Origin of the sequence: Methylomonas lenta, from assembly GCF_001644015.1 — a bacterium.
Classification (GTDB): domain Bacteria; phylum Pseudomonadota; class Gammaproteobacteria; order Methylococcales; family Methylomonadaceae; genus Methylomonas; species Methylomonas lenta.
On the sequence record NZ_LUUI01000095.1, the window covers coordinates 142218 to 158811 of the forward strand.

9 protein-coding genes and 1 pseudogene are annotated in these 16594 nt (G+C 49.0%); 6 read left to right on the forward strand and 4 right to left on the reverse strand.

Translation table 11 applies throughout. From position 1 onward, the window contains the following. Positions 1–65: 65 nt before the first annotated feature. The 4 genes from A1359_RS08935 to A1359_RS08955 all read right to left on the reverse strand — a co-directional run bounded on the left by A1359_RS08935 (position 66) and on the right by A1359_RS08955 (position 6783). The gene (locus A1359_RS08935; RefSeq protein WP_066981200.1) at positions 66–452 is read right to left on the reverse strand and encodes a hypothetical protein; all 387 of its coding nucleotides are present in this window, start codon (positions 450–452) and stop codon (positions 66–68) included. Between the two features lie 443 nt (positions 453–895). Beyond that, the gene (locus A1359_RS08945; RefSeq protein WP_083960562.1) at positions 896–2371 is read right to left on the reverse strand and encodes an efflux transporter outer membrane subunit; all 1476 of its coding nucleotides are present in this window, start codon (positions 2369–2371) and stop codon (positions 896–898) included. A 5-nt stretch (positions 2372–2376) separates the two neighbouring features. Beyond that, on the reverse strand, positions 2377–5565 hold the full coding sequence (locus A1359_RS08950) for an efflux RND transporter permease subunit (protein WP_066981206.1): 3189 nt from the start codon (positions 5563–5565) through the stop codon (positions 2377–2379). A 3-nt stretch (positions 5566–5568) separates the two neighbouring features. Then, complete coding sequence (locus A1359_RS08955; protein WP_066981209.1) at positions 5569–6783, reverse strand: efflux RND transporter periplasmic adaptor subunit; 1215 nt, start codon at positions 6781–6783, stop codon at positions 5569–5571. 106 nt (positions 6784–6889) lie between these two features. On the opposite strand from A1359_RS08955, the gene A1359_RS08960 reads away from it, so the two are divergent. The 6 genes and pseudogenes from A1359_RS08960 to A1359_RS08980 form a co-directional block, all read left to right on the forward strand. Further along, positions 6890–7504, forward strand: a complete 615-nt coding sequence (locus A1359_RS08960; protein WP_066981211.1) for a TetR/AcrR family transcriptional regulator — start codon at positions 6890–6892, stop codon at positions 7502–7504. 170 nt (positions 7505–7674) lie between these two features. Next, positions 7675–9666, forward strand: a complete 1992-nt coding sequence (locus A1359_RS08965) for a type I restriction-modification system subunit M (protein ID WP_066981214.1) — start codon at positions 7675–7677, stop codon at positions 9664–9666. Between the two features lie 46 nt (positions 9667–9712). Continuing rightward, on the forward strand, positions 9713–10990 hold the full coding sequence (locus tag A1359_RS08970; protein WP_066981217.1) for a restriction endonuclease subunit S: 1278 nt from the start codon (positions 9713–9715) through the stop codon (positions 10988–10990). A gap of 58 nt (positions 10991–11048) precedes the next feature. Then, positions 11049–12506: an ATP-binding protein gene (locus tag A1359_RS08975; protein ID WP_066981220.1), complete on the forward strand. Its 1458-nt coding sequence runs from the start codon at positions 11049–11051 to the stop codon at positions 12504–12506. 289 nt (positions 12507–12795) lie between these two features. Beyond that, positions 12796–13698, forward strand: a complete 903-nt coding sequence (locus A1359_RS22760; RefSeq protein WP_198159306.1) for a type I restriction endonuclease — start codon at positions 12796–12798, stop codon at positions 13696–13698. A gap of 12 nt (positions 13699–13710) precedes the next feature. Further along, a pseudogene (locus tag A1359_RS08980) lies at positions 13711–16008 on the forward strand (type I restriction endonuclease subunit R); the annotation flags it as partial. Positions 16009–16594 lie beyond the last annotated feature (586 nt).

The window sequence follows — 16594 nt, forward strand, 5'->3', positions numbered from 1 at the left end:
AACCCTAATATGGGTCTTAAATGTGCCGACTGATATATACATCAGCCGGCCTAAAAGTTTACTGCTTAATGACTGGAAACATAAATTTTTTGCATTTCTTCATAGCGGGTCAAAGCATCTTTCAAGGATTGGCCGGCTAGTTGCAAATCACCGCCACGCGCGGCTTTCCAAGCAATATTCAAGCGTTTTCCTGCATGCTGGCGTTTGACTTCGAGATTGTTGTTCTCGATGTCCTTTTGCTGTTGTTTGGCGTCGCTGACCAGATCGGCCACCGTTTCTTTGTCCGCACCGTTTTCCACTGCAGAAATGGAGGCTTTGACTTTTGTAATGGTGTTATCCAAAGCGGCTCTTACCTCTTCGTGACTAAAAGTGGCGGCAGAAGCGGAAAAAGACAACGCGCTAATAAAAACGATCGCTGTAGCGAAAAATAAGGATTTTTTGGATGAATTCATGGGGTAACCTCGTTAAACAAGAAAAAGTAAATCAATAGAGAGTTAGGTCTCTGCACGTCATGATCAAATCGAACCTATGTGTCATGTGATTCAAGTCAATCTGTCAGTGAGAGTAGAGTCTACCACTATTTAGTCCGTATTAGTACCAAATAGTTCTTATAAGAACTTTTATGCGAAATGAATTATAATTTTCTCGTTAACTTTATTCTGGGATTCATGCAAAACCGGGGGGCATCATTTGCTGTGTAATTTAATCTGTCGCAAAATACTTGTCCCATTACCTTATTAGGCTCGATGCGATTAGCGGCTTGGATTGCCTCCTCCGGTTTTGCATGCTTTCCTGCTAGGAGGCTAGTCCGAGAATAGCCGTCTTTTGCTGCGTCCGTGATCATTGAATCTACAAGTTTGATCTATTGCTAGCGTGGAACCCTGTGCTCAACAACTTATTTCTCGACTTCCAGCACTTGCCAGCCACCACCTAAAGCCTTGTAAACCGCTGTTAGCGCGGTGGCTGTGGCTGTCTCGCTTTGAGCCAGCAGACTTTGATCCTGCAGTACGCGGGATTCGCTATCCAGCACGCTGAGAAAATCCTCTATGCCTTCCCGGTAACGCAGTTGCGCCAGTTCGCGGGCTTTTTCACTGGCTTTAGCCGCGTTGGCCAACAAGGCGCGCCGGTTGCGTTCCTGATTGTAAGTAACTAGGGCGTTCTCGGTTTCTTCCAGCGCATTCAGCACGGTCTGTTCATAGTTGGCCAGACTGGATTCGGCGCGGGCGTCGGCGGCCTTGATGCGCGCATAAACCCGGCCCAGATCGAAAGCGGCCCAACTGATTTTCGGACCGACAGAATAAGTGTCGGAACCGGGTGCAACTATTGCCGACATGGAACTGGCTTCCAGTGAAATACTGCCGACGAAGGTCACGCGTGGAAATAAATCGGCGGTAGCGACGCCGATGCGTGCGGTAGCCGCAGCCAGAGTGCTCTCAGCGACACGGATGTCGGGGCGGCGTTTCAACAACTGTTCCGGGTTGCCAATCTGCAGCGTATCGGGCGCTCTGGGTAACGGCCGAGGTTGTGTCAAGTTGTCCGTCAATGCCGCTGGTAATTGGCCGGTAAGTACGCTAAGCCGGTGCACAGTGCGCATGATAGCGCTGGTTATACTGGGAATAAGTGCACGAGTGGTTTCCAGTTGTGCCAAGCCTCTGGCTGTATCCAGTTCAGTGCCACGGCCATTTTCAACTTTAACTTGTGTCAGTTCCAGTGTTTGTGATTGGTTGTCGGCATTCTGCCGGGCGACCGCCAACTGATTTTGCAAACCGCGCAGCTCGAAATAATTCAAGGCCACCTCGGCAATCAGACTGACGCAAACATCGCGCAGGCTGGCATCCATGGCCTGGACTTCGTCATTACTGGCTTCCACATTGCGCCGCACCCGTCCGAAAAAGTCTATTTCCCATGCAGCATCGAAGCCGGTGTTGTACAGCTTCAGTTCGCGCGGCACGAAGTTGCGATTGTTCATTGAGCCGGTACTGCGTTTTTGTTCGTTATAGTTGGCATGCGAGGTAACCGTCGGCAGCAAATTCAAGCCTGTTTCCAGATATAGAGCGCGGGCCTCGGCCAGATTCGCCCTTGCGGCTTTTAATTCGAAATTATGCTGTAAGGTTTGATCGACTAGTGCTATTAGTTGCGCATCGTTGAAAGACTTCCACCAGCTAATTTCCACCGCTTGGTCCGAAAACACCGGTTGGGGCGCATTGGCAAAGCTGGCCGGTAGTTCCTGGGATGGCGTTTGGTAATCCGGGCCCACGGCGCAGGCGCTCAACAATCCGCTAGACAGCATGATTAGGCTGAATCGCGCCAGGTTGCAGTGCGGGCTGTCGAGATGGGGCCGAGTGCGGTTATTGGATGTATTCTGTTTCATAAAGGCTAATCCGAGGAAGGTTGATCGGACGCTGAGGCGCCGGCTTGTTTGCGGCTGTTAAGACGCTGAGCCAAGGTTTGTATCGCCACATAAAACACTGGTGTCAACAACAGGCCGAATACCGTCACGCCTATCATGCCGCTAAACACTGCGGTGCCCAGTACTCGGCGGGATTCCGCCCCGGCTCCTGTGGCGATCACCAAGGGAAATACCCCCATGATGAAAGCAAAAGAGGTCATCAGAATTGGCCGTAAGCGGATGCGGGATGCTTCCACGGCGGCTTCAAATGGGCTGATACCGGTTTCCTGGCGGCGTTTGGCGAACTCGACGATCAGAATGGCGTTTTTGCTGGCCAAACCCACCAGCACGATGAAACCGACCTGCGTGAAGATATTGTTGTCCATACCCGCCAGCCAGATGCCGGTCATCGACGACAAAATACACATCGGCACGATCAAAATCACCGCGAAGGGTAATGACCAACTTTCATATTGAGCGGCCAATGCTAGAAATACGAAAATCACGCTCAACGGAAATACCAGCATCGCTACGTTGCCGGCCAGTACTTGCTGTAAGCTGAGTTCTGTCCATTCGAAAGAAAAACCGGGCGGTAACTCAGCATCCAATAGCTTGCTCATGACGCCGATGGCTTGGCCGGAACTGACGCCGGGCAGGGTGCTGCCGTTAATTTCCGCCGCCGGATACATGTTGTAACGGGTAATTTTATCCGGTCCGGTTATTTCCTCGATTTTGGCGATAGCGCCCAGCGGCACCATGCCGCCCTGGTTGTTTTTAGTCTTCAGTTCGGTAATATCGGCCGGTTTCATGCGAAATTCAGCATCAGCCTGCGCCACCACCTGGTAAGTACGGCCGAAGGCGTTCAGGTCGTTCACATACAAAGAGCCTAAATAAATCTGCAAGGTGTCGAATACATCCTGCAGCGGGATGTTCATGGCTTTGGCGCGGGTGCGGTCGATATCGACAAACAGTTGCGGCACGCTGGCCCGGAAGGTGGTAAACAAGCCGGCCAGACCCGGTTGTTGGTTGCCGGCGGCTATCATCTCACCCGCTACCCGTTGCAGTTCTTCAGTGCCGGCGTTGCCTCTATCCTGAATTTGCAATTTGAAACCGCCGACCGAGCTCATGCCGCGAATAGGTGGCGGTGCGAAAACCGCGATCCGGGCATCTTTGATCGACGTCAGGCGTTGGTTAAGTTGCTTGATGACCGCGTCGGCATGTAATTCGGGATGGCCGGCCCGGTTGTCGAAGCTATCCAGGCGGGCGAACATGGTGGCGACATTGGACTGATTGGCGCCCGTCAGTACCGACCAGCCGGCATAGGCCACGACATTGGCCACCCCATCGGTACCTTTAATGATGCGGGTGGCTTGCTGTACTACCTGTTGAGCGCGCGACAACGAGGCGGCATCCGGCAGTTGCGCGTACAGAATCAAATAGCCTTGATCCTGCTGCGGAATGAAGCCTGTGGGTACTTTTTCAAAGGCCAGCAGATTCAGGCCGTTCAGGCCGGCATACAAGACCAGTACGACTGCTGTCATACGGATCAAACGGCCGACCAAGCGACCATAACCCGCACTGAACCAGCTGAAAAAGCGGTTGAAACGCACGAAAAACCAGCCGAACAACCGATCGAACAGCCGGGTAACAGCATCCTTGTCATGATGGGCTCTATCCAACATCAAGGCGCACAAGGCCGGGCTCAGGGTTAATGAGTTGAACGTCGAAATCACCGTCGATACCGCGATGGTCAGGGCAAATTGCTTGTAAAACGCGCCGGACACGCCGGTAATAAAGGCGGTCGGCACGAATACCGCGACCAGCACCAGCGAGGTGGCGATGATGGGGCCCACCACCTCGCTCATGGCCGTGCGGGTAGCTTCGCGGGCGTTCATGCCTTCGGCGATATGCCGCTCGACGTTTTCCACCACCACGATGGCGTCGTCGACCACGATGCCGATGGCCAATACCAAGCCGAATAGCGACAGGGTATTCAAGGACAGTCCCAGCGCCGACATCACCGCAAAGGTGCCGATTAACGACACCGGCACCGCCAGTAATGGTATCAGCGTGGCGCGCCAGTTTTGTAAAAAAATGATCACCACGATCACCACCAGCAAAATGGCTTCGAACAGGGTTGTGGTTACCGCATCGATGGACTGCCGCACAAATACCACGGTGTCGTAGATCAATTTATACTCAAGACCTTCCGGAAAACGGGTTTTCAGCTTGTTCATCGCCTCGAGTACGGCTGTTTTGGTATCCAGCGCATTGGAGCCGGGCAACTGGAATATTGCCAAACCGACCGCTTGGTCACCATTCAAATATAGCCCCGAGTTGTAATCCTTGGCGCCCAGTTCGATACGCGCCACATCTTTCAACTGAGTAATTTGACCGTCCGGACCTTGCTTGATAACGATGTCGCCGAATTGTTCCGGTTCCTGCAATCGACCCAATGTGCTGACCGTATATTGGAATTCGGCGTTCTCCGGCGAAGGTTGCTGACCGACCACCCCGGCCGCCACTTGCACATTTTGCTCCCGAATCGAGCTCACCACTTCGCTGGCGGTCAGGTCGCGGGCGGCGATTTTTTCCGGGTTTAACCACAGGCGCATGCTGTAGTCGCGGGCACCGAACACCACGATTTCACCAACGCCGGGCAGGCGGGCCAGGGTGTCCTTGATTTGCAGCAAGGCATAGTTGCTGAGATAAATACTATCGTAGCGTTTGTCCGGCGAGATCAGGCCAACAACAAGACTCAGGTCCGGGCTGCGTTTATTCACGCTAATGCCCTGGCGGCCTACCTCTTCGGGCAGCTTCGGTTCGGCCAGCGCCACCCGATTTTGTACCAATACCTGGGCTTTATCCAGATTAGTGCCGGGTTTAAAGGTTATGGTCAGCGACATAGTGCCGCTGTTGGTGGATTGCGAGGACATGTACAGCATGTCTTCGACGCCGTTGACTTCCTGTTCGATCGGCGTGGCCACTGTTTCCGCCACGACCTTGGCATTAGCGCCCGGATAGCTGGCCGTCACCACCACGGTCGGCGGCGCGATTTCCGGATATTGGGCAATCGGTAATCCGATCAAGGCCAAGCCGCCGACCAATAATATGACGATGGACAACACCGAGGCGAAGATCGGCCGGTCGATGAAAAAATGCGTGAACTTATCCATGGCTTATTGCGCTCCTTGCGTATCGGCAAGCGAAATGCGTTCGGGAGTCACCGTTATGCCCGGTTTCAGCTTTAGCACACCTTCGATGACTACCCAGTCATCCGGTTGCAGGCCTTCACGGATCACGCGTAGCGAGCCGATGAGAGCCCCCGGCGTCACCTGGCGGTACACAACCTGGTTATCCTGATTCACTACCCAAACAAAGCGATTGGCCTGGTCGGTGCCAATGGCCCGATCCGGCAGCAGGGTGGCTAAATAAGGGGTGCTGCCCTGTACTCGCATGCGGGCGAAAAAGCCCGGACTCAATAGTTCGTCGGGATTGGCGAAAACGCCGCGCAGGCTGATAGTACCGGTCGCGGCATCTTCGCTCGGCGCTTGGTAGTCCAGCTGACCCTGGTGCGGAAAGTCGGCTTCGTCGGCAATTGCCAGTTGCACCGGCGTGCCTTTCAAATCGGTGGAACCGTTTTTCAGCTGTTGATTTTGCCGACGGTATTTCAATACCGATTGTTCGTCGGCATCGACATACACATACACGGGATCGGTGGAGACTATGCTTGTCAACGGCGTGGAGTCTGCGCCGGCATTGATCAGATTGCCGACGGTAATCATTTCGCGGCCGATACGCCCGCTGATCGGCGCCCTGATTTCGGTATAGTCCAGATTCAGTTTCGCTGTATACACATTGGCTTCCGCCGACTTAACGGCAGCGGCGGCTTCCCGCAAACCCTTGTTTCGACCGTCGTATTCTTCGGTGGAGATGGCTTTGGCGCGCAGCAGGTTTTCGGCGCGCAGCAGATCGTTGTTAGCCAATTCTTGTTTGGTTTTGGCGCGTTCCAATTCGGCTTGGGCATAGTTGAGTTGGGCTTTGAACGGTTTGGGATCGATCAGAAACAACAAATCGCCTTTATTAACTTTCGAGCCGGCGACGAAGTTGATTTTTTCCAGATAGCCGTCGACGCGAGCGCGAATATCCACCGCATTTATTGCCTCGATTCGCCCGGTATATTCGTCCCATTCCGTGGTTTGTCGATGCAAGGGTTGGGCGATTTTTACTTGAGGCGGCGGAGCCGAAACCGTTGCCGATTCCGAAGATGGGCCGCATCCAGGCAGCATTAACGCTAAAGCCAGCACAATTGTCACCTGACGCAAATTCGGCCGGTATCCATATTGCTTGCGTGCTGGCTGCACCAAGTGCGGTAAGCGGGTATTTTCGTCCATAGTCGAGGCCTCAAAAAACACAAAATATAAAACGGTAATATCAATTACCGTTTAGTCTAGGGTATCATCTTCGATTGAGTCAATTTATTTTTATGCGTGATAGAACATGATCAAATGTGGACGTCCCAGTAAGGGCGAAGAGCTGTTAAGCCGGGATCGGGTGCTGGATTCGGCTTTGCAGTTATTTCTCGAACATGGCTACGGTAATCTGAGTATGGAAACCATAGCCCGCGATGCACATGTGTCGCTGCGGACTATTTATCGACATTTTGATGGTAAGGCCGGTCTGTTCGGTGCGTTAATCAGACGCTGCAGCGATCAGTTTATTGACAGCCTGTCAGAAGAAGGCACGCTGGAAGAAAGCTTGGTTGCTTTCGGGCGCGAGTTTTTATTTCGCGTCACTCGCCCGAATGTGTTGAGGATACGGGCAATATTGATTGGGGAATCGCAACAATTTCCGGATCTGGCAACGCAGTTTTACGAACAGGGCCCCTCTCGAACCCTGGCACAACTCGCCGAGTTTTTTGCTCGCCACCAGCAGGCAGGGCGGATTCGCAATATCGATCCTAATTTTTTGGCCGACCAATTTATCAGCGTGTTACGCGGCGAACGTTTGCAAAGATTGCAGTTAGGCCTGGAAGCGCCGCCGGAAGAGAGCGACATCGAGGTTTGGGTTGCCAAAACCACCCGCTTGTTTTTAGAGGGCTGTTTAGCTAGCTAATCTTGAAATTAGCAACCGGAGCGGAAAAAGCTTAAACAATGGCATGAATTCAAGTCGGAATGGATAATAGGGATACTTGTTTATCAGCCATCAAATCGGCATCAACTGGTAAAATTCGACCCGGAGCGCACTCAACGCGAAGCAAAACTTTAGGACGATCTACCAACGCCATGAACCAGCAACAAATCAAACAACTCGAAACCGAACTCTGGGCCAGTGCCGATAACCTGCGAGCCAATTCCAAACTGACGGCGGCGGAATATAAAGACCCCGTATTAGGTTTGATCCTGCTGCGTTACGCACAAAACCGTTACGAGCAAGCCAAGATTGCGATTGAGGCGTCCTTGCCGGAAACCCCACGCGGTAAAGCAAAACTGACTAAAGAGCACTTTTTGGCGGCGGGCGCCATGATGGTGCCGGAACAATCGCAATACGACTATCTGGCCAATCTACCGGAAGGCGTCGGCATTTGCGAAGCCTTGAATACCGCCATGCGGCTGATTGAAGAGGAATACACCGATCTGGCCGGCATATTGCCGAAGAATTATCAGGAATTGGACCCGGATTTACTGCGCGAACTGATCCGGGTCTTCAACAAGGATGCGGTTAAAAACCTCACCGGCGATGTATTTGGCCGTATCTACGAATACTTTTTGATGAAGTTTTCCATGAGCGGTGCGGGCGCGCAGGAAGGCGGCGAGTTTTTCACCCCGCCGTCATTGGTGCAACTGATCGTAAATATGATTCAGCCCGACCACGGCATCGTGCATGACAATGCGTGCGGTTCCGGCGGCATGTTTGTGCAAACCGGTCACTTTATCGAGGAACGCGTCGGCAAAAACGTTAATGAAACCATCAAATGTTACGGCACCGAGTTAAAAGCCAACAACGCCAAACTGGCGAAGATGAATCTGGCCATACACGGTATCGAAGGCAAAGTCATTGAAAGCAATAGCTTTTATAGCGACCCGCACGACTTGATTGGCAAATGCGACTTTGTGATGGCCAATCCGCCGTTTAATGTCAACAAGGTCGATAAAGACAAGGATTACGTCAAAAACGACCCGCGCCTGTTTAAAGAAGTCGGCATCCCCAAAGCCGACAACGGCAACTATTTGTGGATACAGTATTTTTACCACTACCTAAACGCCACAGGCCGGGCCGGGTTTGTCATGGCCAGCTCGGCCACCGATGCCGGTAACAGCGAAAAAGCCATTCGCCAGAAATTAATCGAAACCGGCGCGGTGGATTGCATTGTTGCCGTGGGTAACAACTTCTTCTACACCCGCTCGCTGCCTTGCCATGTCTGGTTTCTGGACCGCGGTAAACGTGAAAAAAACCGCGACAAAATTTTGATGATCGATGCGCGTAACACCTTTCGCAAAGTCACCACCACCATCAACGACTACTCACCCGGCCAGTTGATCACCTTCAGCGCCATCATGCAAGCCTATCGCGGCGATTTGCTGGCGATTGATAAAGCCACTGCGCAACTGCAAGCACTAGCCATTGAGCAAGCCGCTATTCTGCTAGAGGCGGTCAATGAGTTGCGGCAACAGTGTGCTGGCAGCCTGTTTAACAACACAGTCTTGAATTTTAAGGCCGCACAGCTCGAATTAGCGCAATGCGTTATTCTGGCTAAGGATGCTGATTACGCCAGTTGCCACGCCCTATTGCAAACCTTTGAAAACCCAGTGCCGAGATTGTCGGCTTTGCTGGAAAATTACAAAAGCCAACTGGATGCCGCCAAAAAAGCCCTGGACAAAAAAGACAGCGCCGGTAAAAAGCAACTGGAAGAATTCGGCAAACTGCTACGGGAATTAACGGCTGCCATCAACGCCTATCAAACCCAATACCGCAAAAGCCAGGTCGGCGAACCGATACAAGATTACAAACAGGCGTTAACAGACTGGCATCATCTGCTGCAATACTTTCCCGACGGCCACTATGCCGATGTCGAAGGCTTATGCAAAATCGTCGATTTAGCCGAAGTGGCAGAAAACGACTACAGCCTGACGCCGGGGCGCTATGTGGGTTACAGCATCCAGGTGGATGAGGATTTTGATTATCAGGGTAGGATGACAGAAATCCATCAGCAACTGGACGGATTGAATACCAAGGCAAATGATTTAATGAGCTTAATTCAAAACGTCGTTTTATAAATATCAATTCGTCATACCAAGATAACTGAATGCTTTAAGGAACGCTGTGAAAATAAACTGGGCAAAAAAAGGCTTTGAAGAAATTGGAAACATTGGTCGCGGTAAATCGAGACATAGACCAAGAAATGATTCCGTCCTTTACGGTGGCAAATATCCATTTATTCAAACAGGAGACATCCAGTCTGCTGACTTTAAAATTACTCAATTCACTCAAACCTACAGCGACTTTGGTTTGGCTCAAAGTAAACTTTGGCCAACTGGTACATTATGTATTTCCATTGTTGGTGCAAACACTGCTGAGTCAGCAATACTCGGATTCGATTCTTGTTTTCCAGATAGTGTTATTGGTTTTAATGCTTATGAAGGAGAATTAGATAATTATTTTTTAAAATATTATTTGGAGCTTCTTAAAGTTCAGCTAAAAAATATTTCTGAAGGAGCTGCCCGCGAGAACTTAAGCTTAGAGAAACTTCTAACTTTTAAAATTCCCTGGCCACCTGCCTCTGAGCGTAGAAAAATTACCCGCATCCTATCCGCCTACGACGACCTGATTGAAAACAATTTGAAACGCATCAAGCTGTTGGAAGAAATGGCGCAAATCACCTACGAAGAATGGTTTGTGCGCCTGAAATTCCCCGGTCACGAAACCACACCGCTGGATTCGGCAACGGGGTTGCCGGTGGGGTGGAATGAAGCTGAAATAACAGTAATCAGCTTTATTAATGCCAATTCAATAAAAGCAAAAGATGCACCTGAAACAATTAAATACATTGATATCGCTTCTGTTGACACAGGCTTTTACCAAATACCACAAATAATGAGTTATGCGGAGGCTCCAAGTCGAGCTCGTAGAAAGGTAAATTTTGGCGATACTATTTTTTCGACAGTAAGACCTAACCGCAAAACCTATAGTCTTATTTTGGAAGATGATCCGATGTTAGTGGCATCAACGGGTTTTGCTGTGCTAACACCCAAAATTGAGGAAACTTTTCCATTTGTTTATCTAACTGTTGCGAATCAATCCTTCGTAGATAAAGCCGTTGCAGTTGCCGGTGGCGCAGCTTATCCAGCAATAAACCAAAATGACTTTGAAAAAATAAAAATAATTAAGCCTGCTGATACTTTAATTAAACTGTTTTCAGACAAGGTACTTAACAACTTTATAGCCAAGAATACACTTGCAAAACAAAACCAACTCCTCAAAGAAGCCCGCGACATCCTGTTACCCCGCCTGATGACCGGCATGATCGATGTCGAGCAGTTGGTTTTGCCGGAGCCATTCAGCAACCCGTCAGCTTCGACGCAAGAGCCGCAAGCCGTATGATCTGCCTGACTTTCCAGTCATCCCTGCCGCTGCCTGTTTTGGGTTTGAGGCTATACGCATGAAACCCTGGACCAGCAAAGCCATTACTTACCTGCAAAGCAGCCTGTCGCCGGTGCCGCAGGAGTTGAATGAACTGGACTGGAAATCCAATCTGTCACCAAAAAAAGATAAGTTGTGCCAGCACTTGTGTGCCTTTGCCAATTTGCCTGGCGGCGGCTTTCTGGTGTTTGGGCTGGAAGATGCAACCGGCAAGGCGGTTGGTATCGACAAAGCGAGTGCTAACAAGATTGTTGAACAACTGGCGAATCTTTGTCGAGCCGGGGTAGAGCCGTTGGTGAGCATGGATCACGCCATCGAGCTGTTTAATGATTGCCCGCTGTTGTTTGTGCATATCAAGGAGAGCGCGGTAAAGCCGGTGCACTTGGCGCATAAGAGTATCGAGGACAGCTTTATCCGTAGCGGCGGCAGTACCCGCAAGGCATCGCGGCAGGATGTCGGGGCGTTGATGTTGAACAGCAAAACCCCGGTGTTTGAAGAGTTACATGCTTCGACCTTGAAAAATGCCACCGAGGTGATGACCTTGCTGGATGTGGCCGGGATTCATGCCTTGTTGAAAAAACCGACGCCCAATAATGTCGAGGAAATCATCTATTGGCTGCAACAGGAAAAGATGATTGAAGACGTGGATGGCAAAGGCTATTACATTACCAATTTCGGCGCATTGGCCGCCGCGCAAAACCTGTCGCAGTTTGATGGTTTGGCACGTAAAGCGGTGCGGGTGATTCAGTATGAAGGCAAAACCAAAACCCAAGGCAGCAAGGAGTTTCCGGGTAATAAGGGTTATGCCATTGGCTTTGAAGGACTGATTCAGTTTTTGAAAGGCATTTTGCCGGGCAGCGAGGTGATCAAACATGCTTTGCGTACCGATGCTTCGATGTATTCTGAGATTGCTCTGCGCGAGTTGATAGCGAATGCTTTGATTCACCAAGATTTTACGATACGCGGTAGCGGGCCAATGATTGAGATTTTTGCTGATCGGATTGAAATATCCAGCCCCGGTAAGTTGTTGCCCGGCAAGAAGATTGATCGTTTGATTCGGGCCACGCCGGAGTCGCGGAATGAAGTGCTGGCCGCCGCATTCAGACGCTTTAATATTTGCGAGGAGCGTGGTTCCGGTTTTGAGAAGGCGATTACCGGGATTGAGCTATTTGGTTTGCCGCCGCTGAAGATGGAAGAAACCGATAGTTCGTTTAAAGTGATTATGTACAGCCCCAAGACATTTGCCGAGATGACGCGGGAAGAACGCATCGAGGCTTGTTACCAACACAGCATCATCCAATATTATGGCGCCGGTGGCATGAACAACGCCTCGTTGAGGAAGCGGTTTGGGATGCATGAGAAACAGAGTTCGCAGATCTCACGCTTAATCAAGGAAGCAATGAACGAAGGCAAAATTAAGCCGAAAGACCCGGAAAGCTCGCAGAAGTTTGCCGTGTATTGGCCTTACTGGGTATGATTCTTTATTTGACTGTAATTCGGAAATTCTTGCATAGCGCTTTTAAATCAATAGCTTGCTATATGCTTTCAATGCCCATTTGCTGCGTAATGATGTTTTGTTTAGTGAATCCAGGTTAGCCCATACTAATGGCAAATTGTATACCGCTTCAAAAGAGAGTGTCGTTTGGACTTTTATGTGACTGCAATTCGGAAAATAGACAATAGTAGCTATAAATCAATCACTTGTTATTTAACTGTCATTCGGAAAATCTGACTAACCTATCTACTAACGGAACACGATTATTGCCATGAGTTACGAATATTCGGAAGACGGCCTGGTTGAGACCGCCACACAGGAAGTGCTGGAAAATTTAGGCTGGACGGTGCTGACCGCCTGGCATCAGGAGTCGTTAGCCACTCAAACCGACCGTAGCGATGGCTTGCTGGGGCGTTTCAATAAATCCGAAGTAATTCTGGCGCGTTATCTATTGCAGGCTTTGCGGCTGCTGAATCCGGATTTGCCGCACACTGCCTATCAGCAAACGGTGGATTTGTTGACCGAAGCGGCAGCGGATAAGTATTTGGCCGCCATTAACAAAGACAAACATGAGCTGTTGGTTAAAGGCGTACCGGTCAGTTATCAGGATGACAAAGGCGTGTTGCAGATAAAGCGCCTGCAGGTGTTTGATTTCGACCAGCCGGCAAATAATCATTTTCTAGCCGTTAGGCAATTTGAGGTGGTGGGCAAGTTGTATAACTGCCGCCCGGATGTGATTGGCTTTGTGAACGGAATCCCATTGGTGTTTTTTGAGCTGAAGGCGCATCACACCGATTTGCGGCATGCCTTTGATAACAATCTGAGTAGTTACAAAACGTCCAATCCTGAAATTTTGTATTTCAATGCCTTTATCATTCTCAGCAATGGCATCGATAGTCGGGTAGGTACGCTGACCAGTCCTTATAAGTTTTTTATGGAATGGAAGCGCATCGAGGAAGACGACGAGGGCGTGGTGAGCCTGGATACCTTATTGCGAGGCACTTGCGCACCACGCCGCTTGCTGGACTTGTTCGAGAACTTTTTGCTGTTTGATGGTGAAGGATCGGAAATCACCAAGATCATGACCAAGAACCATCAATATATTGGTGTGAACAAGGTGGTCGATCAATCTGCCAATATTGAAACCCTTAAAGGTAAACTTGGGGTGTTCTGACATACTCAAGGCTCCGGAAAATCTTATTCCATGGTGTTTATTTGTCAGAAAATTCTGCGTAAATTCGGCGGCTCTTATACCTTTTTGTTGGTGGTGGATAGAACCGAATTGGAGAGTCAGCTTTACGATACCTTTAGTGGGGTTGGCGTGGTGACCGAGGATAATGTCAGGGCAAAAAACCGAGCACATTTGCGCCAGTTGTTGGCGGAGAATCATCGCTATGTTTTCACGTTGATTCACAAGTTTTCCTACGATCCTAAAAAAGAAACTGAATATCCTCTCATTACCGACCGCAGCAATATTATTGTAATTTCCGATGAAGCTCACCGCACTCAGGGCGGCGATTTCTTTGCCGGCAATATGCGTTTTAAAGCCATTCCCAACGCGTCTTATCTGGGCTTTACCGGCACTCCGATTATTAAAGACGAACTGGAACTGACGCGAAATATCTTTGGCGACTATATATCAGTTTACGACTTTAAGCGGGCTATTGAGGATGGCGCGACGTTGCCTTTGCGATATCTGAATCGGGGCGAAAAACTGGGTATAGAGAATCCCGATCTCGACGAACGAATGGCAGAAATTATCAATGATGTCGAACTGGATGACGACCAACGACGAAAACTGGAAAGGGAATTTAAGCGCGATTATCCCATTTTGACCGCCGAAAGCAGGCTGGATGCGATAGCCAAGGATTTGGTATGGCATTTCAATGATCGTGGTTATCAAGGTAAGGCTATGTTTGTGGCATTGGATAAACCAACAGCGGTGCGCATGCATGGTTTGGTCATGAAGTATTGGCCGGTGTATGTCGCCGAACTGAAGCAGCGTATTGCTGATGCGCAGGATCAACAAGAAGAGTTACAACTTAAGCATCATTTGAAACGGGTTGAAGAAACCGAAGTATGCGTTGTGGTCAGCAGCGAACAAAATGAGGTGAATAAATTTGCAAAGCTGGGCTTGGATATAGAGCCACATCGCAAAAAAATGGTGGACCGCGATTTGGAAACCGAATTTAAGGATGAAAACAATCCTTTTCGGTTGGTAATAGTCTGTGCGATGTGGATTACCGGTTTTGATGTGCCGTGTTTGTCGACTGTGTATTTGGATAAGCCCATCAAAGGTCATACCTTGATGCAAACCATAGCTCGTGCTAACCGAGTCTATGACGATGAGAAGGAAAACGGCTTGATTGTCGACTATGGCAATGTTTATAAGCAATTGGAAAAAGCCTATGCTGTTTATGGTGAAGGCGGTTACAAAGGAAAATCCAAAACGGGGGGTAAGGGTGGTGAGACAGGCAGGCCGGTAGAAAAGTTAGTGGAAATGGTAGGTGAATTAGACTCAGCAATTTTGGCGGTCCGCGAATTTTTGAAGGAAATACAGTTTGATTTAGATAAGCTGGTAAATGCCAATAGTGCGCTGGAAAGATTAAGCCATCTAAAGCAAGGGGCTAATGCAGTTTGTTTAAACGAAACCTCCCGAATTCAATTTGAAGTTGCAGCGCGAAATGTGTTTCGAAAATACAAGGCCTTGTTCCCGGAGCCTGAGGTTGAGCCTTTTCTGAAACAATTTAATGCGATTAAAGCAATTTACGATCAGCTCAATCAAAAAATCATGCAGGCCGATATTAGCGATGTTATTCGTAGGCTTCAGCAGGAAGTTAGCATCAGTGTCAGCACTCATAAAAATGAAGTGCGTGATGTCGATTATGTGGATTTAAGTTCATTGGATTTCGATAAACTTAGAGCTGCATTTGCTAAATCCAGTCAAAAAAATGTAGTTGTATTTGATCTGCAAGCCGCTATTCAGAAAAAGCTGGATCAAATGATTCAGCAAAATCCGATCCGCCTAGAGTTTTACGAGAAGTACAAAAAGATCATCGAAGAATATAACCAAGGTAAGGATATTCAGGCCGTACAGAAAGCTTTTGATAAGCTAAATGATTTTATGCAGAACGATCTGTCGTCGGAAATGAAACGGGCTATGCGCGAAGGGTTGGATGAAGAAACTTTGGCGATTTTTGATTTACTGAAAAAGCCGGAGTTGACGAAACAGGAAAGGGATAAAGTCAAAGACGTAGCGAAACAGACTCTGGCAACCTTGAAAGCCGAAAAACTGAAAATCGAACGTTGGCGGGAAAGTACCCAGGTGACCGCACAAGTGAAAACCATGATTGATCACGGCTTACAATGGTTGCCGCAAGAGCCTTATCTGGATGATGAGCTTGATATTAGAAGTTTACTGGTTTACCAGCATATCTATGCAAATTATCAGGGGGCGGGAGTTAGTCGGTATGGAAGTTTTTAGTGAAATAGCTGCCTGTAAGGTAATCTGACGTGCGTCATAATCAGCCCCAAGTACGTTGATATCAAACCTATGCTAACCATTGTGGCGCTCATCCCTACTATATTTTGATTGCTAGGTATAAATGATCAACGTTTAATTATTGTTGCACAACACAATAACGAAATCACACTACCTGACAAAACGTCACCTTCAAAATGCGCAATCAATGATTACAGAAAACGAAATCGCGTCGCTGTACGCCCGGATAGAGGATGTTTTGATGCCGATATGGCTAGCTATAAGGCTTTAGAATTGCTGGCAGATACCGGGCAGTTGTTACATTCTGCTTGAGTGAATCTGGATGTAATCGAACTAGGCTATGAACAGGGCTTTAGATAAAAATGCAGGGCCGGGTAATGCCGGCATTTTTTGGTTTGATTTTTACAGTGTTTGAAATTGTTGTACCGGATGTTATACCGAAAACCAATTTTGATGGCTTTCTGTTTTTCTTGAATTTGTAACTTATTGATTCTTTTGGTCGGAACGACAGGATTCGAACCTGTTACCCCTTGTCCCCAAGAAAAGTAAATGGTTGTTTTATACTGTC